Below are 19682 nucleotides of genomic sequence, written 5' to 3'. Positions count from 1 at the left end.
TTTTATGCCCGACGCATCACCCGTGAACGGTGGCCGGAAAGCCAATCCACTCAGCAGAGACAGTAACCCTTGTGAAAATTACCCTGGAAGAGCTACGCGCCTGGGTGGCGGTGGTGGACAGCGGCTCGATTACGGCGGCGGCCTCTCAGCTGGCGCAGACCAGTTCCGGTATCAGTCGGGCACTGTCGCGGCTGGAGAGTAAACTGCAAACCACGCTGCTGCATCGCACCACCCGACGGCTGGCACTCACCGAAGAGGGGCAGGTCTTTCTGGAGCATGCGCGCCAGATTCTGGCCTCGGTTGAACAGGCTGAAGAGCAGATTGCCCTGCGGCGTGAAATGCCGTCAGGACGGCTGCGGGTCAACGCAGCGACGCCCTTTATGCTGCATGTGATCGTGCCGCTGGTGGAGGATTTCCGCGCCCGCTATCCGCTGATCCAGCTTGAGCTGAATACCGACGATATCCTGATCGATCTGCTGGAGCAGCAGACCGACGTGGCCATTCGCATTGGTGAACTGCGCGACTCCACGCTGCGCGCCCGGATGCTGGGCAGCAGCGCGATCCGGCTGATGGCCAGTCCGGCTTATCTGGCGAAGGCGGGCACACCGCAAAGCGTTGCCGATCTGGCGCAGCATCAGACCATTGGCTTCAGTCATCCTGAGATCCATAACCTCTGGCCGGTCTGGCAGGCGGAAGGGGAGTTTATGCGGGTTAAGCCGACGATCGCGGCTTCCAGCGGAGAGACCATCCGGCAGCTGGCGCTGGCAGGACAGGGGATTGCGCGCCTTTCCGACTTTGTCAGTCGGGAAGATTGCGCCGCCGGGCGACTGGTGCCGGTGCTGGCAGCGGAAACCCGCGAGCTGCGACTGCCGGTGCATGCGGTCTACTACCGAAACACCACGCTCACTTCGCGCATTGGCTGCTTCCTGGATTTTCTCCGCAGCGAGATCGACCGTCGACAGCTGCTCTGAGCCGTCTGTCAGAAATAAAAAACCCCTGTCGCGGGACAGGGGGTCAGATGAGAAATCTGGCCGGATTTGCTGTGATACCGTGCCTGCACAGGGAACAGGGTCAGATCGGAAAGACGCAAAAGCCGCCATCCCTGGCACGCTCGGCCCGCGCCATCCCTGGCGCGGGACGCTTTCCTCTTCTGACCCTGTTCCCTGCGTGTTGCGCTAATCTGTTGCTGCCAGAGGCTCTCTGCTTTACGTTTTCTGCGGTCTTTACAACATCTGACGACCCGGAGCAGAAAGATCAGCAACAATCAGGCGCTGGGTTCCAGCACCAGAATCTTCACATCCACCACGTCATCTTTGATCAGCGCGCGATGGGCATCCATGTGCGGCATCTGCTGATGCTGCTCCAGATGGCGCAGCGTTTCCCACTGTTCCAGCATGAAAATAGAGTCGGGGGAGTTCTGCTTCCACGGCACCTGAGCCTGATGATCCAGCAGCGCGTCATACTGATGGCAGCCATCTTCTGCCAGCACCTGCGGGATCAGCTTGTTCACGGCATCAAGCACGGCCTGACGGCGTCCGGGTTTGACACAAATTTCTGCTACGACAGTTAACATTCGCGAATTCCTCTTTCGTGGGAAAAGTGTAAGTCTCCACCCTCTATCTTAGGCAAAAACCTGGCTAAGATGGTTCCGATAAGCGGCGATGTCGCGTGGCACGTCCGGGGCTTTAATCACGTCGTTGCAGATAAAGGTCGGCAGCGCTTCCATTCCCAGGAACTGATTCGCTTTGTGGAAGTGCAGATAGAGACCATCCACGCCAACGCCTTCAAAGAACTGCTCCGGATCGGTAAAGGCCTGCAGCGGCGCGTTCCAGGTCAGTGACAGCATATATTTTTTGCCCTGCAGCAGGCCGCCGGAACCATACTTTTTCGCGGCATCGGAGCGGGTACGACCATCGCTGGCGTAGAGCGAGCCGTGGCCTTCGGTGAAGACTTCATCGATGTAACGTTTCACGGTCCAGGGCTCACCCATCCACCAGCCCGGCATCTGATAAATCACCACATCGCTCTCAACGTACTTCTGTACTTCATCGGCTACCACGTAGTCGCTGTCCGCGACGGTGACAGAAACCTCATGTCCCATGTCACGCAGCTGACTGGCCGCCACATCGGTCAGGGTGTGGTTCAGTTCGCCTTTAGAGTGGGCAAAGGTTTTGCCGCCATCGATAATTAAAATTTTGCTCATCAACTGTTTACCTCATTGTCTGAATATGGGGCTCAGCTTACGCGCGCTGCGGCCGCAGAAAAATGGGACGTTGATCACAAGACTTTTGCTGTTGCAGCAATAATCGGCCCGTTTATGGCACGATGAACAGGCAAACTCATCATGAAAAAACGCCAATGAAAAAAATCGTCTTCGCTTTGCTGCTGGCCAGCGGTGCTGTCCAGGCTCAATCTCATCTCGACACTATCCTCAGTTCTAAAGTCCTGAAGGTCTGTACCACCGGCGACTACAAGCCTTACAGCTTCCTGCGTCCCGATGGTCAGTATGAGGGCCTGGATATCACGATGGCTGACGCGCTGGCGACCTCGCTGAACGCTAAGGTGCAGTGGGTGCCGACCACCTGGAAAACCCTGATGCCCGACTTTCTGGCGAAGCAGTGTGATATCGCCGTCGGGGGCATTTCGGTCACCCTGAAACGCCAGCAGACCGCCTGGTTCGCCCAGCCGCTGGATGTCGATGGCAAAATCCCGCTGGTGCGCTGCGCCGACAAAGCGCGCTTTCAGACGATTGAGCAGCTCAACCGTCCCGATGTGCGCCTGATTGAACCGGCAGGCGGCACCAACGAAGCCTTTGTTCACAGCCATCTGCCCAACGCATCACTGACGCTGTTCCACGATAACGTCACCATCTTTCAGCAGCTGGTGGACAACAAGGCGGATGTCATGATCACTGACGCCTCCGAAGCGCGCTATCAGCAGCAGCACTATCCGACGCTCTGTGCCCTGAATGCTGACAAGCCGCTGCAGTATGGTGAGAAGGCGTACATGATTCCGCGTGATGACATCAGCTGGAAGCTCTATGTCGATCAGTGGCTGCATCTCAGCACCGCGACCGGGGAATACCGTGATATTGCCCGCCAGTGGATGGGTGCGGCGCGCTGACCTGCTCCTGCCTGACGACGCGAGGCGTGCCGGTCACTGACTGACACGCCTCCGGCGGCTGAAATCGCGCGGGTGCACGGCGCGCAGACCCGCGCTTCCCCTGTGACTAACACCAGCGAATAAGGTACTATCCTCGCCAAACCACCGCCGGGTGTCCCGCCGTTGTGGGCCACGATGTGAGGATGAGAAATTAATGAGTGAACTGACTCAGGATGGTGCAGAGCGTCTTGCCCTGCATACGTTTACCGAGAACGCGTACTTAAACTATTCAATGTACGTCATCATGGACCGCGCCCTGCCTTATATTGGCGACGGGTTAAAGCCGGTCCAGCGCCGTATTGTCTACGCCATGTCCGAACTGGGACTGAACGCCAGCGCAAAATTTAAAAAATCGGCGCGTACTGTCGGTGATGTGCTGGGTAAATACCATCCGCACGGCGACAGCGCCTGCTATGAAGCGATGGTGCTGATGGCGCAGCCTTTCTCCTACCGCTATCCGCTGGTTGATGGCCAGGGAAACTGGGGGGCGCCGGACGATCCCAAGTCGTTTGCCGCGATGCGTTACACCGAATCGCGCCTGTCAAAATATGCTGAAGTGCTGCTGAGCGAACTGGGGCAGGGGACGGTCGATTATCAGCCGAACTTCGACGGTACGCTGCAGGAGCCGAAGATGCTGCCGGCGCGCCTGCCGAACATTCTGCTCAACGGCACCACCGGTATTGCAGTCGGTATGGCGACCGACATCCCGCCGCACAACCTGCGCGAAGTGGCGCAGGCGGCGATTGCCCTGATCGACTCGCCAAAAACCACGCTGGAACAGCTGCTCGATATTGTTCAGGGGCCTGATTATCCGACTGAGGCGGAGATCATCACGCCGCGTGACGAAATCCGCAAAATCTATCAGTCCGGGCGTGGCTCCATCCGCCAGCGCGCGGTCTGGAAAAAAGAAGAGGGCGAGGTGGTTATCACCGCGCTGCCACATCAGGTTTCAGGCGCGCGCGTGCTGGAGCAGATCGCCAGCCAGATGCGCAATAAAAAGCTGCCGATGGTCGAGGATCTGCGTGATGAGTCGGATCATGAGAACCCGACCCGGCTGGTGATCGTGCCGCGATCCAACCGCGTCGATCTCGATCAGGTCATGAACCATCTGTTCGCCACCACCGATCTGGAAAAAAGCTACCGCGTTAACCTCAACATGATCGGGCTGGATAACCGTCCGGCGGTGAAAAACCTGCATGAGATCCTGACCGAATGGCTGTTGTTCCGTCGCGAAACGGTAAAACGCCGTCTTAACTACCGTCTGGATCGCGTGCTGCGTCGCCTGCATATCCTCGAAGGGCTGCTGGTGGCGTTCCTCAACATCGATGAGGTGATCGAAATCATCCGGACGGAGGATGAGCCGAAGCCGGTGCTGATGTCGCGTTTTGGCATCAGTGAAACCCAGGCCGAATCGATTCTCGAACTGAAGTTACGCCACCTGGCAAAACTGGAAGAGATGAAGATCCGTGGCGAGCAGGCGGATCTGGAAAAAGAGCGCGATCAGCTGCAGGCTACGCTGGCCTCAGAGCGCAAGATGAACACCCTGCTGAAGAAAGAGCTGCAGGCTGACAGCGCCAGCTACGGCGATGAGCGTCGTTCGCCGCTGCGTGAGCGTGAAGAAGCCAAAGCCCTGAGTGAAACCGAGCTGGTGCCGTCTGAGCCGGTCACCATTGTGCTGTCGCAGATGGGCTGGGTACGCAGTGCCAAAGGGCACGATATCGATCCGGCGGGCCTGAGCTACAAAGCGGGTGACAGCTATCTGGCTGCCGCACGCGGCAAGAGCAATCAGCCGGTGGCCTTTATCGACTCCACCGGTCGCAGCTACACCCTGGACCCGACGTCGCTGCCTTCTGCACGCGGACAGGGCGAGCCGCTGACCGGCAAGCTGACGCCGCCGCCGGGCGCAGTGGTTGAACAGGTGCTGATGGAAGCTGATGACCAGCGTCTGCTGATGGCCTCGGATGCGGGTTACGGCTTTATCTGCACCTTCAGCGACCTGGTGTCGCGCAACCGCGCCGGTAAAGCGCTGCTGACGCTGCCGGACAACGCCCGCGTGATGACGCCGATGGCCGTGCATCATGAAGATGACATGCTGCTGGCGATCACGCAGGCGGGACGGATGCTGATGTTCCCGGTCGGAGAGCTGCCGCAGATGTCGAAAGGCAAGGGCAATAAAATTATCTCCATTCCTTCCGCGGAAGCGGCCGCCGGTCAGGACAAACTGGCCTGGCTGATGATCCTGCCACCGGGCAGCGCGATTACGCTGCACGTCGGCAAGCGTAAAATGTTGTTGCGCAGTGAAGAGCTTCAGAAATTCCGCGCCGATCGCGGACGTCGCGGCACGCTGTTACCGCGCGGCCTGCAAAAAATTGATCGTGTTGAACTGGATGCGCCTGCGCGTCCGGCGAGCCCGGATAGCGAAGCGTAAACAACCCGGCTGACCCCGCGTCAGCCGTGGCTCAATGAGGGAACTATGCTACTGATTCTGCGTACCATTATTGTCATCATCTATTCGATTTTGATCTGTGTCTTTGGCTCTGTCTGGTGTCTTTTTTCACCGCGCGATCCGCGTCACGTCGCCACCTTTGGCCATCTGTTTGGCCGCTTATCGACGGTGTTTGGCCTGAAAGTCGAACTGCGTAAACCGGAAGGGGCGGAGAACTACGGGAATGCGATCTACATCGCGAACCACCAGAACAACTACGACATGGTCACCGCCGCCAAAATTGTGCAGCCCTCGACGGTCACGGTCGGTAAGAAGAGCCTGTTGTGGGTGCCGTTTTTTGGCCCGCTCTACTGGCTGACCGGCAACCTGCTGATTGACCGTGACGACCGTGCCAAAGCGCGCGGCACCATCGGTGAGCTGGTGGATCAGTTCAACCGCAAGCGCATCTCCATCTGGATGTTCCCGGAAGGCACGCGCAGTCGGGGCCGTGGCCTGCTGCCGTTTAAAACCGGGGCATTCCACGCTGCTGTCGCGGCGGGCGTGCCGATTATTCCGATTGTGGTCTCCAACACTCATGACAAGATCAACCTTAACCGCCTGAAAAATGGCCTGGTCATCGTTGAGATGCTGCCACCGGTTGACGTAAAGGCGTTCGAATCGGTTTCGGTGCGTAAGCTGGCTACCCACTGTCGCGAACTGATGGCCGCGAAGCTGGAAGAGCTGAACGCCGAAGTGGCCGAGCGCGAAAAAAACGGAAAAATCTGACCGGCGAGCCGTTCGCCGAACTATCCTGCATGGATGCCACACGGCGTGGCAGTGACTGCCCGCCGTCGTGAACGCAGCACAGCAAAAACAGAGCAATAAAAACAGGGTCGGCGCGTTAGCGCCACGCGTAAAGGGTCAGAAGTTTTATGTCTTTCAGCAGACGTCAGTTCATCCAGCTTTCTGCCGGAGTGGCGCTTAGCGCCGGTATCATCCCTCATGCGGCCCGTGCCGCGTCTTCTGCCAGTGGCGACACACCGCTTCCGGTTCCGCCGTTGCTGGAGTCCCGTCGCGGCCAGCCGCTGTTCCTGACGATGCAGCGCAGCCACTGGTCGTTTAATGGCGACAACAATAAAGTACCGGTCTGGGGCATCAATGGTCTCTACCTGGGTCCGACCGTCCGGGTTTACAGCGGCGATGACGTTAAGCTGATCTACAGCAACCGGCTGAATGAACCGGTCTCCATGACCGTCAGCGGCCTGCAGCTGCCAGGCGCCCTGATGGGCGGCGCGCCGCGCATGATGTCGGCTGGCGTTGACTGGGCACCGGTTCTGCCGATTCGTCAGGCCGCCTCGACCTGCTGGTATCACGCCAACACGCCAAACCGCATGGCTCCGCATATCTACAATGGACTGGCGGGCATGTGGCTGGTGGAGGATGACGTCAGCAAGCAACTGCCGTTGCCAAAGCACTACGGCGTGGATGAATTCCCGATTATTATTCAGGACAAGCGGCTCGATAACTTTGCCACGCCGGTCTACGACCCGCCGCAGGATGGCGGCTTTCTGGGCGATACGCTGCTGGTAAATGGCGTCCGCAATCCGTACGTCGAGGTGTCACGCGGCTGGGTGCGTCTGCGTCTGCTGAATGCCTCGAATGCGCGACGCTATGAGATGGTGCTGAGCGATAATCGTCCGTTTATGGTTATTGCCAGCGATCAGGGTTTTCTCTCTGCCCCGGTGGCGGTGCAGCGTCTCTCGCTGGCACCCGGTGAACGCCGGGAGGTGCTGATAGACATGTCGCAGGGCGATGAGGTGTCGATTACGGCGGGAACGGCGGCGGGCATCATGGATCGGCTGCGCGGCTTCTTCGAGCCCTCATCAATTCTGACCTCTACCCTGATCCTGACCCTGCGGCCCACCGGTTTACTGCCGCTGGTGACCGATAACCTGCCGATGCGGCTGCTGGCCGATCAGATTCTGGATGGGGCGTCGGTTCGCACCCGCGAATTCCGTATCGGCGACACGATGCCGGGCATCAACGGCGCGCTCTGGGATATGAACCGGATTGATACCACCGCGCAGCAGGGCACCTTTGAGCGCTGGATCCTGCACGCCGACCGGCCACAGGCGCTGCATATTCAGGGCGTCATGTTCCTGATTAAAAGTGTTAATGGCGCACAGCCGATGGGCGAAGATCGTGGCTGGAAAGATACGGTGTGGGTCGATGGCAGTGTGGAACTGATGGTCAGCTTCCCGCAGAGTTCGTCAGACCATTTCCCGTTCGTCTATTACAGCCAGACGCTGGAACTGGCCGATCGTGGCACGGCCGGTCAGCTGGTGGTACAGCCTTCTGCATAACGCACAGGGTCAGGCGGGGAGACCCCACCTGACCTACGCTTTCTGCTCTGCAGCCGCAGAGCGGTCAGTGCGTTACCGGGCTTAGTTAAAAGTTTCCGGGTCCGGCCCCAGACGATTGCCGCTGTCCAGCTTCGCAATATCACTCACTTCATGCTTATCCAGACGGAAGTCGAACACCTTAAAGTTCTCTTCGATACGGGCTGGGGTCACAGATTTCGGGATCACCACCAGGCCACTGTCCAGATGCCAGCGGATGACGATCTGGGCCGGGGTCTTGCCATACTTCTTCGCCAGCGACTTGATGATCTCCTGATCGAATACCCCTTTGCCGCCCTGCGCCAGCGGACTCCAGGATTCGGTCTGAATCTGGTGCATCGCGTTCCAGGCGTGAAGGGTGCGCTGCTGCAGCATCGGGTGCAGCTCAATCTGATTGACCACCGGGGTGACACCGGTTTCATCCATCAGTCGCTTCAGATGTGCTTCATGGAAGTTGCAGACGCCGATACTTTTGGTCAGCCCCTGCTGCTGCAGCTCAATCATCTTCTTCCAGGCATCCACATAGTGATCTTTTTCCGGGCAGGGCCAGTGCATCAGGTAAAGATCGACCTGCTCCAGCTGCAGTTTCTGCAGGCTGGTTTCCATCGCCTGCTGAACGTTCTGCTGATCGTCATTCCACAGTTTGGTGGTGATAAAAATCTCTTCACGCGGCACGTCGGTTTCCTGCAGTGCCTGACCAATCGCCTCTTCATTTTTGTAGGCCGCGGCGGTGTCGATTGAGCGATAGCCGACTTCCAGCGCTTTCAGCACCGCATGACGTGCATCTTCAATGCTGGCCTGCCACACGCCGAGTCCCAGTTGCGGCATCATATTGCCATCGCGCAGTTTAATAATGGGCTGGTCTGCCATAGTTGCTCCTTTCCGTTGCGGTTAACCCATGAGATTTCACTGTGCTTAAGTCTAGCCAACAATTTTCAGCCTGCTCAGTGAAGCGCTCCGCCCGCGTTCTGAAGCCCTGCCTGATTCGGTAAAATTCTTGCCTGATTCTCCAGCCCGCTGGTGATTTGCACATCCGCGCGGCACACTGGATTTTTACCCGTAAAGGAGTCGCTATGGCGCACGATGCACTGTGTCACCGGCTGGCACAGCAGGTAGTTAACTTAATGACTCAGGGTCGCAACCGGCTCTGTCAGGTCGAAAATGTGTCGCTGATCTACGCAAATCAGTATCGTCCCCGGACGCCGATGATGTATCAGCCCGGCATTGTCATTTTGTTTCAGGGCAGCAAAACCGGCTACCTTGGCAGCACCGTCTTTCAGTATGACGCCAGCAAATATCTGATGCTCACCGTGCCGCTGCCGGCGGAGTGCGAAACCTGGGCGTCGCCGGAAACCCCGATTGCCGGACTGTGTCTCAATGTGGACACCGCCAGCCTGCAGGATCTGCTGATCGAAATCGGCGATGACGATCAGTTTCAGCCGCAGCCGCTGACCTCCGGTATCCACTCGGCGTGGCTGACAGAGCCGATGCTCTGTGCCGCAGAACGCCTGCTTGATGTGATGACTCAGCCGCGCGAAGCGCGGGTGCTGGGACCACACATTGTGCGGGAGATTATCTATTACGTGCTGACCGGCCCGATTGGCGGCGCGCTGCTCTCACTGGTGAGCCGGCAGACCCAGTTCAGCCAGATCGCGCGTGCGCTGCGCCGGATTGAGAATCACTATGCGGATAACCTCAGTGTCGATGCACTGGCGGCAGAAGTGAACATGAGCGTTTCCGCTTTTCACCATAACTTTAAAGCGGTCACCCAGACGTCGCCGTTGCAGTACCTCAAGCGCTATCGTCTGCATCAGGCGCGGCTGCTGATGTTGCACGATGGGCTGAAAGCGAGCGCGGCGGCGGTGCGGGTTGGCTATGAAAGCCCTTCACAGTTTTCGCGGGAGTTTAAGCGCTACTTTGGCGTAACGCCGGGGGAAGAGGTGAGTCGGGTCAGGCAGACGGTCGCGGATCCGTCCGCCTGAGAGGCGGCAGATCCCGGCACCGCGTGCTGCGATCAGGCCTGTTTCTGCCGACGCTTTTTCCAGATCACCAGAATGCTGCCAAACAGGCCGACCACCAGCAACACCATCGGCAGCACCATCAGGATCGCCATCACCTGATCTTCATGACGCTTGATAAACGGCACCTGGCTGATGCCATAGCCAAAGGCGACCACAATGCCGACCCACAGCACGCCGCTGAGCCAGTTAAAGAGCTGGAAGCGACTGTTCTGCAGGCCCGCAATTCCCGCCATGGTGGGCAGAATGGTGCGGATAAAGGCGAGAAAGCGGCCGACCAGCAGCGCCATCAGGCCGTGACGGTTAAACATATTCCAGGCACGCTGATGATACTGCGCGGGCAGATGCATCAGCCAGCTCTTCACCAGACGGGTATTGCCCAGCCAGCGCCCCTGCAGATAACTCAGCCAGCAGCCGAGGCTGGCGGCGGTCGTGAGGATCACCATTGTGGGGACAAAATCCATGACCCCTTTGGCCACCATCGCACCCGCCAGTAACAGCAGGCTGTCGCCCGGCAGGAAGGAGGCAGGTAACAGACCATTTTCCAGAAACAGCGTCAGAAACATCACGCCATATACCACCCATACCACATCCGGATTTGCCAGCGCGGCAAAATCCTGATGCCAGAGCGCCTGGACAATCTCGTGTAAAACACCCATTAGCGATTCCATCACGTCACAAGGAACTATTCGTCTGCATTCCGCGCGCGCAGTGACTGCACTGACACGCTGAACGATACGGGATAAATGTTAACAACAAATCCGTCATAGCCCGGCAAACTCACTGGTCAGCCGCGACCCGGTTTATCTTCTGTTTACTTTTTTCTTTGCTCAGCGCGTCAGACGCGCAAAACCGGCCTCCAGATCGGCGATCAGGTCATCCACATGCTCCAGACCGATGTGCAGCCTGACCAGCGTACCGGTAAAATCCACGCCGCCCGCCGGACGAATCGCGGCCAGTTCTTCAGGCTGATTGGCCAGGATCAGCGATTCATAGCCGCCCCAGGAGTAAGCCATGCTGAAATGATGGAAGTGATCGAGATATTCCGCCAGCTGCGGGGCGCTCAATTTTTCCTGCAGAATGAATGAGAAGAGGCCGCTGCTGCCGTTAAAGTCGCGCTGCCAGAACGTATGGCCTTTGCTCTGCGCCAGCGCAGGATGGTTGACGCGGGCCACCTCGGGCCGTGCTGCCAGCCACTCCGCAACCTGCAGGGCGCTCTCTTCATGCTGACGCAGACGGGTGCCCAGAGTGCGCAGGCCGCGGCTCGCCATATAGGCGGTATCGGCATCGACCATCTGGCCCATCAGATAGGAGTTTTCGCGCAGCTGATCGATGCAGCGCGCATTGGCGACCGCCGTGCCGATCATCGCATCGCTGTGTCCAATCAGATATTTGGTCCCAGCCTGAATCGAGATATCGACGCCGTGCGCCAGCGCATCAAACAGGATACCGGCTGCCCAGGTGTTATCGAGCATGATGATCGCCTCGGGCGCGATGGCGCGCACCGCCGCCACAATCGCCGGAATATCCTGCACTTCCATGGTAATTGAGGCGGGGGACTCCAGAAACACGACGCGGGTGTTGGGCTGGACCAGCGCACCGATTTCGCTGCCGATGCTGTGATCGAACCAGCTGGTCGAGACATTCATCTTCGCCAGAATTCTGGTGCAGAAATCCTGCGTCGGTTCATAGACCGCGCCGCTCATCAGGAGATGATCGCCCGCTTCGACGAAGGCCAGAATCGCATTCGCCACCGCTGCCGCACCGCAGGGGTAGAGCACGCAGCCCGCGCCGCCTTCCAGCTCTGTCATCGCATCCTGCAGCGCGAAGTGCGTCAGGGTGCCACGACGGCCATAAAAGAGTTCACCTTTTGCCCGTCCTGCGGTCGCGCGTTTTTTCTCCGCGACCGTATCAAAAACCAGCGAGGAAGCGCGCTGAATCACGCTGTTCACCGAACCCTGGGTATAACGCTTGCTGCGTCCTGCACTGACGAGCGTGGTATCAATTTTTCTGGTGGTCATGAGTCGCCCTTGCCGCTTCTGACTAAGCTCTCACGTTACCACGAAACGGCCAGCAGGGTTGAGACTCAATGGCGATTATCAGAACAGAGAGCAGGATAAAAAGCGGGTTGAAAGCCGCGCGGGTCACGGCAAAGCGGGCGGTCAGAGTTTGTAAATAGTAATGAGAACTACTATCAATTCGCCATTATTTTGCTATTATTCGCGCTTGTCCCGCATCCCTGTATATGAAGTTGGAGAAGCAGCGTGGTAGCCAGTGATTTGATGCAAACGGACCTCTCCGTTTGGGGCATGTATCAGCATGCCGATATCGTGGTAAAGGTGGTCATGATTGGCCTGTTGTTGGCCTCCGTAGTGACCTGGGCGATATTCTTTGGCAAATATGCCGAACTCAGCGCCGCGAAGCGCCGCCTGAAGCGCGAGCAGCTGGCGCTGGGCGAAGCGCGCAGTCTGAATGACGCCGCCCGCATTGCCCAGTCGTTTACCGATCACAGTCACAGCGTCGTACTGCTGAACGATGCGCAGAATGAACTGACGCTGTCGGCAGGTGTGGAAGATACCAACGGCATTAAAGATCGCACCAGCTTCCGCCTGGAGCGCCGCGTTGCTGCGTTCAGCCGCCACGCCGGACGCGGAAATGGCTTCCTCGCGACCATCGGTTCTGTCGCGCCCTTTATCGGTCTGTTCGGCACCGTCTGGGGCATCATGAACAGCTTTATCGGTATCGCCAAAACCCAGACCACCAATCTGGCGGTGGTGGCACCGGGTATCGCCGAAGCGCTGCTGGCGACCGCGATTGGCCTGGTCGCGGCGATCCCGGCGGTGGTGATCTACAACGTTTTTGCCCGCATGATCGCCAACTACAAAGCCTCGCTGGGTGATGTCGCTGCGCAGGTGATGCTGCTGCAGAGCCGTGACATCGACCTGGGCACCGTGGCGACTGAGGTTCCGCGTCCTGCAGCGGCTCAGAAACTGCGCTTAGGGTAAGTTCTTATGGCAATGCGATTAAACGACGATCTGCAAACCGATGGTGAAATGCATGAGATCAACGTGACGCCGTTTATCGACGTCATGCTGGTGCTGCTGATCATCTTTATGGTGGCCGCGCCACTGGCCACGGTCGACGTGCGCGTCAATCTGCCCGCCTCTACCAGCGCGCCGCAGCCGCGTCCGGAAAAACCGGTTTACCTGTCGATTAAAGCGGATAAGCAGCTTTACGTCGGTAACGACGCGGTGACGCCGGATTCACTGGTGAATGTGCTGACCAGCCAGACCCAGGGCAATAAAGAGACCACCATTTTCTTCCAGGCCGACAAGTCGGTCGATTATGAAACGCTGATGAGCGTGATGGATAAGCTGCGCACGGCGGGCTATCTGAAAATTGGTCTGATGGGCATGGAAACCGTGAAGAAATAGCAGGTTATCCGGCACGACAAAGAGGCGACTGAGGCAGTCGCCTTTTTTTATGGCCCTCTGCTGACCAGATGATATCTGGCTGATCCGCCGTGACACCGATCACTTATGCTGGCTGGTCCGTATTGTTAATTTGTTGTTACTTATGTACATAGAATTGTAAAGTGCAATGGTGAGCCAGGTCACATTATTCTCGCGGCAGGCAGGCTAAAACGGCTAAAAAACAACAGGAAGCCGTTATGAGTCACGCCCCGTCTTTACAAAAGCCCCCGAAAAGCGCCGCCCGAACCATCTTCAACGTCACCAGTGGTAACTTCCTGGAGATGTACGATTTCATGGTCTTTGGCTACTACGCCACGGCCATTGCTAAAACCTTCTTCCCCGGCGATGACCCGTTCGCTTCCCTGATGCTGACCCTGATGACCTTTGGCGCAGGCTTTCTGATGCGCCCGCTGGGGGCGATTATTCTGGGCGCGTACATCGACCATCATGGTCGCCGCAAAGGCCTGCTGCTGACGCTGGGCCTGATGGCGATTGGCACCCTGACTATCGCGCTGGTGCCGGGTTACGCCACGCTGGGCGCTGCGGCGCCGATTCTGATCCTGCTGGGACGCCTGCTGCAGGGCTTCTCCGCGGGCGTTGAGCTGGGGGGCGTGTCGGTCTACCTGGCCGAAGTGGCGCCGAAAGGGCGCAAAGGCTTTTTCGTCAGCTGGCAGTCGGGCAGTCAGCAGATTGCGGTGATCTTCGCCGCCCTGCTGGGTCTGATGCTGAACCATCTGCTGGCGAAAGAGGCGGTGACGGAGTGGGGCTGGCGTATCCCGTTTGTGGTGGGCTGTCTGATTGTGCCGTTCCTGTTTTATATCCGTCGCACGCTGGAAGAGACCGAAGCGTTCAGCAAACGCAAGCATCATCCGCGCATGACGGAGATCATGCGCTCGGTCGCCAGCAACTGGGCGCTGGTGCTGGCGGGGATGCTGATGGTGGTCACTACCACGGTGATGTTCTACATGATCACCGCCTTTACCCCGACCTTTGGCAAAACCGTGCTGATGATGAGTGATAAGCAGGCGTTCATGGTGACGCTCTGCGTCGGCGTCTCCAATCTCTTCTGGCTGCCGCTGATGGGCGCGCTGTCGGACCGCATCGGGCGTCGTCCGCTGCTGATCGCCTGTACCCTGCTGATGATTGTCACCACCTGGCCGGTGCTGCACTGGCTGGTCGGTTCAGCCAGCTTCGCCCATCTGCTGGAAGCAGAGCTGTGGCTGTCGTTTCTCTATGCCAGCTACAACGGGGCGATGGTGGTCTATCTGGCAGAAATCATGCCTGCTGAAGTGCGCGCGGCCGGTTTCTCCATGGCGTACAGCCTGGCGACGGCGCTGTTTGGCGGCTTTACCCCTGCCATCTCCAGCTACCTGATCCACGCCACCGGCGACAAGGCGATGCCGGGCGTCTGGCTGACCTTTGCGGCCATCTGCGGGCTGATCGGCACCCTGCTGATAGGCCGGATGGTGAAGCAGTATCAACTGCGCCACAGCGGTACGCCGGTCAGCGCCTCGCTCTAAAAGGCTAAATCGACCACCACGCTGTCGCTGTAGTTTCCGGCGGGCGGCGTGGCCTGCGTCGTCAGGATGCGCGCGGTGTAGTTAAAGCCGCGCGTCAGTCCATCCGCAGAGACTGTGGTCGAGGTCGTGCTGCTCCAGCGCTCCGTCCCTGAGGGTCCCCAGCGATTGCTGGTCGTGCCTTTGTAGATCTCATAGCTCAGACGATTCGTTCCGCTCGCCATATTTCTCACGCTGCTCACGGGATAGCTGCCATTACTCAGGCCGACCGTATAGGTGCTGCCTTTGCTGCACAGCACATTGATGGTCTGCGACACCGCAGAGAAGCTGCCGACCAGCGGCGCGCTGCCGAAGCTGATGTTGGGCGAGGTAATGGTGGTGCAGTCATTGGTGAGCGTGGCGGTCACGGTTATCGGGATCACGCCACTGCCATTCTGTTCGCTTAAGCAGACGTTTCCCACGCTGACACTGGTACAGACGCGATACGTCACGGCCATGTTCAGCGTCACCTGATAGGTGCCGGCGGCCACCACCTGACCGGGAACGGTGCGCAGGTAAACCGGGATAGCGAAGTTGAGGCTGCCCAGTAACCCCGCCAGATTGACCAGCGTCTGTGACCCATAGACGTAGGCCGCGCCGCCAATCGTCAGTTCACTGGCGCAGGCGCTGTCGGTGCAGAGCCGCACCGGCACATTATCGCTGCCGGTGTCACCGCTGCGTTTCAGGGTGCCGCGCGTGCCGCTGACATTCGTCGCGCCGGTCAGCTGAAACGTAATCTGGTTATTACCCAGCAGCGAGAGCGCGCTGCCCGAGCCACAGTTGACGTTGGCGTTTGTGGTGGTGGCGTTCACGGTGGTATTCGCCACAAATGTCGTGAGGGAGCCGAAGCTGGCGGTGGAGGCGGGAAGGGTACAGGCAGCATAACCCAGCGATGGCAGACAGAGCAGCAGGCCCGCAGGGATCAGCCATTTCAGCAGAGTTTTTATCATGGTCGCGCTCCGGAAGAGAAAGTATCAGCGGGCGTGGCGGCGCTGCCTGTGGCCGGTGCAGGCAGCGGACAGGTCAGCGGGCCATAGGTTTTCAGCGCCTGCGGCTGACCGCTGGCGATGTGCAGTTCGGTTTCACAGCGGCGGCCGTCGGGCGTGACCACCGCGATCGGATTGCTGACCGTCAGCGCCTCCATCCAGACAATCCCATCCCAGCCCACATACTCTGTAGGATGATCGGGCCGCACGACCTGGCTTGAGACCGGCAGTGGCTGGCCCTGCGCATCGACCAGAATCACGCTGGCCGATCGCAGCTTCTCCACCGGGAAGTTGAGCAGATAGCCACTCTGACGCCGGACGGCAACGCGCTGCTCAACCTGCGGCGTGGTCATATCGGCGGGCAGATCCAGGGTGTCGATATCATATTTAGCCGGGTAGTAGCTGCTGATGGTGGGCACCAGCAGATAGCCCTGCTGGTTGGTTCGTCCCATCGACTGATTCTCGTAGCGGACGTTGACGTCGGGGTAGCGGGTTTTCACCAGCACAAAGGCGTCGTTGATGGCGTTGGCGGCAAAGACGCTGTTGTCCATCAGCACCAGCGCGCCGGAGAGATCGGCCCACTGCGTGAGGTTGTCGTCGTCGCCATAAAAGCCTCCCGAGGCGTCAACCTGGTTGTTGCGGTAGCGCAGGCTGCCCTGACGGTAATCGCCGCTGTCACCGCTCTGATTCGCCCAGGAGGCATCCCAGGCGAATCCGCCGTCGCTGGGCATGGCGCGTGAGGCGTAGATGCGCTGGCTGTTGCGGCCGCGCCGGTCGCGTTCGGTGCTGATCGCGGCACTGCCCTGTTCGCCAAAGGGGATCACCAGTGAGATCGCGCCGGTCCAGCTCTTCTCCTGCTGATCGCGACTGGCGGAGACGTAGAGGCTGCTGTTGCCCCACAGGTTTTTACTCCAGGAGAGATTCCACAGGCGGGTGCGGTCGCCCTGACCGTCGGTAATATCGATAAAGGCTGCGCCGACGCTGCCAAAACGGTTCAGTGAGACGCTGGCGCTGTACTGCGCACTGCGGCGCGACAGCGCGAAGCGGCTATCTGCCTGACTTCCGGCACGGCTGCCGACCAGCGCCAGGTTGCCAAAGTCGCGGCTGCGCCGGGTCTGCTGCGTGCCGAAATTGAACCAGCGGTTGTTGTACTGATAACCCCAGCTGTACTGCCCGCCGCGCTCGCCATCCAGCTGACTCTGCGCCACCGCGCCGTTTACCACCCCCCAGCTGCCGACGCGCAGCTGGCCGCCCAGCCCGCCCATTGCCAGGTTTTCGCTGCCTTCGGCCTGGCTCTCCAGCGTCAGCCAGTCGGTCATGCCATAACGATACGCGCCGCTGGCGGCGGCCTGTCCGTAATCGAAATTTTTAATACCGTAGTTCTCGCGGATCGCCCCGGCGGAAAAGGCGTAATCCGACAGTCCCGCTTTCAGCAGGTTACTGGAGACGTAAAAGGGCATGGTCGTGGTGACGCGACGGCCTGTTGCATCGGTGGTGGTGATCACTGCATCACCCGCGCCGTTGACGAACGGGACATTGGTCAGCGACCAGGGGCCAGGCTGCACGTTCGCCTGGCTGGAGCGATAGCCATTAATAAACAGATCCACAGTGGAGGGGACGGCGGCCTGGCCGGAAAAGGCGGGCAGCGGGTAGGTGACCAGATCGGGCCGGATGCTGAAGTCGCGACCGATGCGGATGCCGCCGAGCCGCACGCTGCTGCCCCAGGCGAGCGAGTCGCTGACCAGATCCCCGACCCGCCAGCTCACCGCCGCATTTTCATCTTCGTTGCTCCACCAGGTGTCGTAGCGGATGTAGCCATCATCCTGATAAGAGGAACTGCCTTCCAGCTGCTGCTGCCAGACGCCGTTGCTGGAGAGGTGCCCGGCCTCCCCGAACAGCCGCAGCTCATTCCAGGCGGAGAGGCGGGTGCCGCTGTTGTCGGTGCGGCTGGCGTAAAGATCGTAGTTAAGCAGCGCGCCGCTGCTGGTCCGTCCCGGATAGCGCGGCCCGTTTTTCGCCTCGCCGATCACCTGGCCGGGCAGCCACTCTGGCGGCACGGTCAGCAGCAGCCGCTGCCGCGCAGCATCATAGTCCACCCTGACCAGAGGCAGGCTGCTGACATCGACCTGCGGCTGCTGGCCCAGCTTTTCCCGCGGCAGACCGGCACGCTGCAGATCGCCGCTGCGCAGCCAGAAGTGACCGTCGCGCTGCTCTGCCGGTACGATATTGCCCTCTGCCTGCTGATTCACCACCAGCTCCAGCATATATTGCTGGCCGCTGTCGCGGGACTGCAGGCTCGGCGGCGGTGGCAGGGAGGAGTAAGTCTCCGCCAGCACGCTATCCGGCGAGCAGGCGTAGCAGAGGCTGGCAACCGCCAGCGCACAGGGATGAAGCGGGTAGCGTTTCATTCAGCACTTACTTCTGAGCCGCGCTGCGCCACGGGCGCTTGTTGACCTCAGCGCTCAGCTCGCCGCTGACCGGGGAGGTGAGCGGCCAGCGATGCATGCTGTCCGCCAGCACATAGCCATACAATCCTTCCCCCAGCTGGCGACCGCCAATCGTGACATTGCTCAGCCGGGCGTGGCCGCTGCCGCTGTTAGTCAGCTGAAGCCAGCGCTTGCCGCCGTCGCTGACCTGCTGCCAGCGCAGCACCGGCCGGGCGCTGTCGGTGTTCAGCCCGGTGCCATAGACAAACAACGGCACGGAATAGCGCATCTGAAACGTCAGCCCGGCCTGATTCTCACCGGGATTGCGCGGCGCCGGGATCTCATCCAGCACCACCCGATAGGCCAGCTCTTTACCGGCCGCAGGCGGCGTCTGTTTAATCAGCCTGACCAGCTGCTTCTGGCCCGGCTCCATCCGCACCATCGGCGGGCTGGCCACCACCTGCTGCTGAGTCTGATACTGCTCCTGGCCGCTGACCTGCTGCCAGCTGAAGACGCGGATCTGCATCAGCGTGGTGCTGTTACCGCGATTTTCCAGCCAGAGTTCGCTGGCTTTCTCGTCAGGATTAATGGCGGGATCGATGGGCCAGATCATCACCGAGTTAGCGGCGAAGGCCGGAGAGAGCAGGGTGGGGCTCAGCAGCAGCAGAGCGCACAGTGACTTCATGATCATATCCTTGTTTTTTATCGCCTCACCAGCTCAGGGTGACGGTCAGCGTGTCGGTATAAACGCCGGCGCGCGCGGTGCCGGGAAGTTGCAGCTGGCCATAAATCGGCAGCGTAATGTTACCGGCATTGCTGTAGCTCAGCGGCACGGCCTGGTTGACCGGGATCACCGTGGTGCGGCTGGCATTGCTAAAGAGCGTATAGGGAACGGTATTGCTGAAATTGGGCAGCTTCAGGTTGCGGGTGGTGGTGTAGTTATTGCCCTGATTGATGCTCATGCTCAGCGTGGTGCCGGGTGTGCAGGCGAGATTGATGGTCGTGCTCTGCAGAAAGCTGGCGTTGACGGTCGCTGTCGCCACGCCAGACTGCGTGCCGAAATTGAGCGTGCCGAAAACGCCGGTATTGGTACCGGATATCACGCAGCCTGCCACGATCGATGCGGAGACCTGAAAGGTGCTGGTGGGCAGCCCCCAGGCGCTGACGCTCCCTGTCAGCAGAGGCAAAGCACGTGCGATCATCAGGCAGGATCGCCAGAGAACCACCCTCATTGACC

General features: G+C 59.5%; 18 protein-coding genes. 9 read left to right on the top strand and 9 right to left on the bottom strand.

What is annotated here, in order from left to right:
- Window positions 1–71: 71 nt before the first annotated feature.
- Window positions 72–971 carry a LysR substrate-binding domain-containing protein gene (locus AC6I7A_RS16305; RefSeq protein ID WP_058956429.1) on the top strand — a complete coding sequence of 300 codons (900 nt, stop codon included), beginning with the start codon at window positions 72–74 and terminating at the stop codon, window positions 969–971.
- Window positions 972–1264: 293 nt separating this feature from the next.
- Here AC6I7A_RS16305 and AC6I7A_RS16300 read toward each other — a convergent pair whose 3' ends face one another.
- Together AC6I7A_RS16300 and AC6I7A_RS16295 are read right to left on the bottom strand one after the other, a co-directional pair.
- Complete coding sequence (locus tag AC6I7A_RS16300) at window positions 1265–1573, bottom strand: putative quinol monooxygenase (protein ID WP_009087274.1); 309 nt, start codon at window positions 1571–1573, stop codon at window positions 1265–1267.
- Window positions 1574–1621: 48 nt separating this feature from the next.
- On the bottom strand, window positions 1622–2203 hold the full coding sequence (locus tag AC6I7A_RS16295; protein WP_009087272.1) for an NAD(P)H-dependent oxidoreductase: 582 nt from the start codon (window positions 2201–2203) through the stop codon (window positions 1622–1624).
- 155 nt (window positions 2204–2358) lie between these two features.
- Between AC6I7A_RS16295 and AC6I7A_RS16290 the strand changes: the two genes are divergently transcribed.
- From AC6I7A_RS16290 to ftsP, 4 genes are all read left to right on the top strand, one after another.
- Window positions 2359–3123: a transporter substrate-binding domain-containing protein gene (locus tag AC6I7A_RS16290; protein WP_111208169.1), complete on the top strand. Its 765-nt coding sequence runs from the start codon at window positions 2359–2361 to the stop codon at window positions 3121–3123.
- A gap of 193 nt (window positions 3124–3316) precedes the next feature.
- Window positions 3317–5590 (top strand): DNA topoisomerase IV subunit A, encoded by a 2274-nt coding sequence (parC, locus tag AC6I7A_RS16285; protein WP_058956427.1) that lies wholly within the window; start codon window positions 3317–3319, stop codon window positions 5588–5590.
- A 45-nt stretch (window positions 5591–5635) separates the two neighbouring features.
- Window positions 5636–6373 carry a 1-acylglycerol-3-phosphate O-acyltransferase gene (locus AC6I7A_RS16280; protein WP_046102557.1) on the top strand — a complete coding sequence of 246 codons (738 nt, stop codon included), beginning with the start codon at window positions 5636–5638 and terminating at the stop codon, window positions 6371–6373.
- Between the two features lie 146 nt (window positions 6374–6519).
- Window positions 6520–7950: a cell division protein FtsP gene (ftsP, locus tag AC6I7A_RS16275; RefSeq protein WP_058956426.1), complete on the top strand. Its 1431-nt coding sequence runs from the start codon at window positions 6520–6522 to the stop codon at window positions 7948–7950.
- A gap of 81 nt (window positions 7951–8031) precedes the next feature.
- Here the strand turns inward: ftsP and dkgA are convergent, their stop codons facing one another.
- Window positions 8032–8856 carry a 2,5-didehydrogluconate reductase DkgA gene (gene dkgA / locus AC6I7A_RS16270; RefSeq protein WP_058956425.1) on the bottom strand — a complete coding sequence of 275 codons (825 nt, stop codon included), beginning with the start codon at window positions 8854–8856 and terminating at the stop codon, window positions 8032–8034.
- A 203-nt stretch (window positions 8857–9059) separates the two neighbouring features.
- On the opposite strand from dkgA, the gene AC6I7A_RS16265 reads away from it, so the two are divergent.
- A complete protein-coding gene (locus tag AC6I7A_RS16265; RefSeq protein WP_058956424.1) occupies window positions 9060–9968 on the top strand; it encodes an AraC family transcriptional regulator in 909 nt (302 codons plus the stop codon).
- 32 nt (window positions 9969–10000) lie between these two features.
- Here the strand turns inward: AC6I7A_RS16265 and AC6I7A_RS16260 are convergent, their stop codons facing one another.
- Both AC6I7A_RS16260 and metC read right to left on the bottom strand, forming a co-directional pair.
- Window positions 10001–10663 carry a DedA family protein gene (locus AC6I7A_RS16260; RefSeq protein ID WP_009087255.1) on the bottom strand — a complete coding sequence of 221 codons (663 nt, stop codon included), beginning with the start codon at window positions 10661–10663 and terminating at the stop codon, window positions 10001–10003.
- Window positions 10664–10834: 171 nt separating this feature from the next.
- On the bottom strand, window positions 10835–12025 hold the full coding sequence (metC, locus tag AC6I7A_RS16255) for a cystathionine beta-lyase (RefSeq protein ID WP_009087253.1): 1191 nt from the start codon (window positions 12023–12025) through the stop codon (window positions 10835–10837).
- Window positions 12026–12286: 261 nt separating this feature from the next.
- On the opposite strand from metC, the gene exbB reads away from it, so the two are divergent.
- The 3 genes from exbB to AC6I7A_RS16240 all read left to right on the top strand — a co-directional run bounded on the left by exbB (window position 12287) and on the right by AC6I7A_RS16240 (window position 14997).
- Window positions 12287–13009, top strand: a complete 723-nt coding sequence (gene exbB, locus AC6I7A_RS16250) for a tol-pal system-associated acyl-CoA thioesterase (RefSeq protein WP_009087251.1) — start codon at window positions 12287–12289, stop codon at window positions 13007–13009.
- Window positions 13010–13015: 6 nt separating this feature from the next.
- Entirely contained in the window at window positions 13016–13438 is a 423-nt protein-coding gene (gene exbD / locus AC6I7A_RS16245) for a TonB system transport protein ExbD (RefSeq protein ID WP_009087249.1), read from the top strand.
- Window positions 13439–13674: 236 nt separating this feature from the next.
- The gene (locus AC6I7A_RS16240) at window positions 13675–14997 is read left to right on the top strand and encodes an MFS transporter (RefSeq protein ID WP_046102555.1); all 1323 of its coding nucleotides are present in this window, start codon (window positions 13675–13677) and stop codon (window positions 14995–14997) included.
- Here AC6I7A_RS16240 and AC6I7A_RS16235 read toward each other — a convergent pair.
- From AC6I7A_RS16235 to AC6I7A_RS16220, 4 genes are read right to left on the bottom strand one after another with little or no spacing between them, the layout of a single operon-like run.
- Window positions 14994–15983, bottom strand: coding sequence for a Csu type fimbrial protein (locus tag AC6I7A_RS16235; RefSeq protein WP_195910793.1), 990 nt, complete (start codon window positions 15981–15983; stop codon window positions 14994–14996). The genes AC6I7A_RS16240 and AC6I7A_RS16235 overlap by 4 nt on opposite strands.
- Window positions 15980–18427, bottom strand: a complete 2448-nt coding sequence (locus tag AC6I7A_RS16230; RefSeq protein ID WP_058956423.1) for a fimbria/pilus outer membrane usher protein — start codon at window positions 18425–18427, stop codon at window positions 15980–15982. The genes AC6I7A_RS16235 and AC6I7A_RS16230 overlap by 4 nt, the downstream gene beginning before the upstream one ends.
- A gap of 7 nt (window positions 18428–18434) precedes the next feature.
- A complete protein-coding gene (locus AC6I7A_RS16225) occupies window positions 18435–19130 on the bottom strand; it encodes a fimbrial biogenesis chaperone (protein WP_058956422.1) in 696 nt (231 codons plus the stop codon).
- 25 nt (window positions 19131–19155) lie between these two features.
- Window positions 19156–19647 carry a Csu type fimbrial protein gene (locus AC6I7A_RS16220; RefSeq protein WP_009087239.1) on the bottom strand — a complete coding sequence of 164 codons (492 nt, stop codon included), beginning with the start codon at window positions 19645–19647 and terminating at the stop codon, window positions 19156–19158.
- Between the last annotated feature and the right edge of the window lie 35 nt (window positions 19648–19682).

It is taken from the genome of Type-F symbiont of Plautia stali, from assembly GCF_059731105.1.
The sequence above is the reverse complement of the archived record's forward strand: the minus strand, read 5'-3'. Positions and strand labels throughout refer to the sequence as shown.

What these genes read in the sequence shown, in the direction of transcription:
- AC6I7A_RS16300 (WP_009087274.1), bottom strand. Translation starts at nt 1,573, where the DNA reads ATGTTAACTGTCGTAGCAGAAATTTGTGTCAAACCCGGACGCCGTCAG.
- AC6I7A_RS16295 (WP_009087272.1), bottom strand. Translation starts at nt 2,203, where the DNA reads ATGAGCAAAATTTTAATTATCGATGGCGGCAAAACCTTTGCCCACTCT.
- AC6I7A_RS16290 (WP_111208169.1), top strand. Translation starts at nt 2,359, where the DNA reads ATGAAAAAAATCGTCTTCGCTTTGCTGCTGGCCAGCGGTGCTGTCCAG.
- parC (WP_058956427.1), top strand. Translation starts at nt 3,317, where the DNA reads ATGAGTGAACTGACTCAGGATGGTGCAGAGCGTCTTGCCCTGCATACG.
- AC6I7A_RS16280 (WP_046102557.1), top strand. Translation starts at nt 5,636, where the DNA reads ATGCTACTGATTCTGCGTACCATTATTGTCATCATCTATTCGATTTTG.
- ftsP (WP_058956426.1), top strand. Translation starts at nt 6,520, where the DNA reads ATGTCTTTCAGCAGACGTCAGTTCATCCAGCTTTCTGCCGGAGTGGCG.
- dkgA (WP_058956425.1), bottom strand. Translation starts at nt 8,856, where the DNA reads ATGGCAGACCAGCCCATTATTAAACTGCGCGATGGCAATATGATGCCG.
- AC6I7A_RS16265 (WP_058956424.1), top strand. Translation starts at nt 9,060, where the DNA reads ATGGCGCACGATGCACTGTGTCACCGGCTGGCACAGCAGGTAGTTAAC.
- AC6I7A_RS16260 (WP_009087255.1), bottom strand. Translation starts at nt 10,663, where the DNA reads ATGGGTGTTTTACACGAGATTGTCCAGGCGCTCTGGCATCAGGATTTT.
- metC (WP_009087253.1), bottom strand. Translation starts at nt 12,025, where the DNA reads ATGACCACCAGAAAAATTGATACCACGCTCGTCAGTGCAGGACGCAGC.
- exbB (WP_009087251.1), top strand. Translation starts at nt 12,287, where the DNA reads ATGCAAACGGACCTCTCCGTTTGGGGCATGTATCAGCATGCCGATATC.
- exbD (WP_009087249.1), top strand. Translation starts at nt 13,016, where the DNA reads ATGGCAATGCGATTAAACGACGATCTGCAAACCGATGGTGAAATGCAT.
- AC6I7A_RS16240 (WP_046102555.1), top strand. Translation starts at nt 13,675, where the DNA reads ATGAGTCACGCCCCGTCTTTACAAAAGCCCCCGAAAAGCGCCGCCCGA.
- AC6I7A_RS16235 (WP_195910793.1), bottom strand. Translation starts at nt 15,983, where the DNA reads ATGATAAAAACTCTGCTGAAATGGCTGATCCCTGCGGGCCTGCTGCTC.
- AC6I7A_RS16230 (WP_058956423.1), bottom strand. Translation starts at nt 18,427, where the DNA reads ATGAAACGCTACCCGCTTCATCCCTGTGCGCTGGCGGTTGCCAGCCTC.
- AC6I7A_RS16225 (WP_058956422.1), bottom strand. Translation starts at nt 19,130, where the DNA reads ATGAAGTCACTGTGCGCTCTGCTGCTGCTGAGCCCCACCCTGCTCTCT.
- AC6I7A_RS16220 (WP_009087239.1), bottom strand. Translation starts at nt 19,647, where the DNA reads ATGATCGCACGTGCTTTGCCTCTGCTGACAGGGAGCGTCAGCGCCTGG.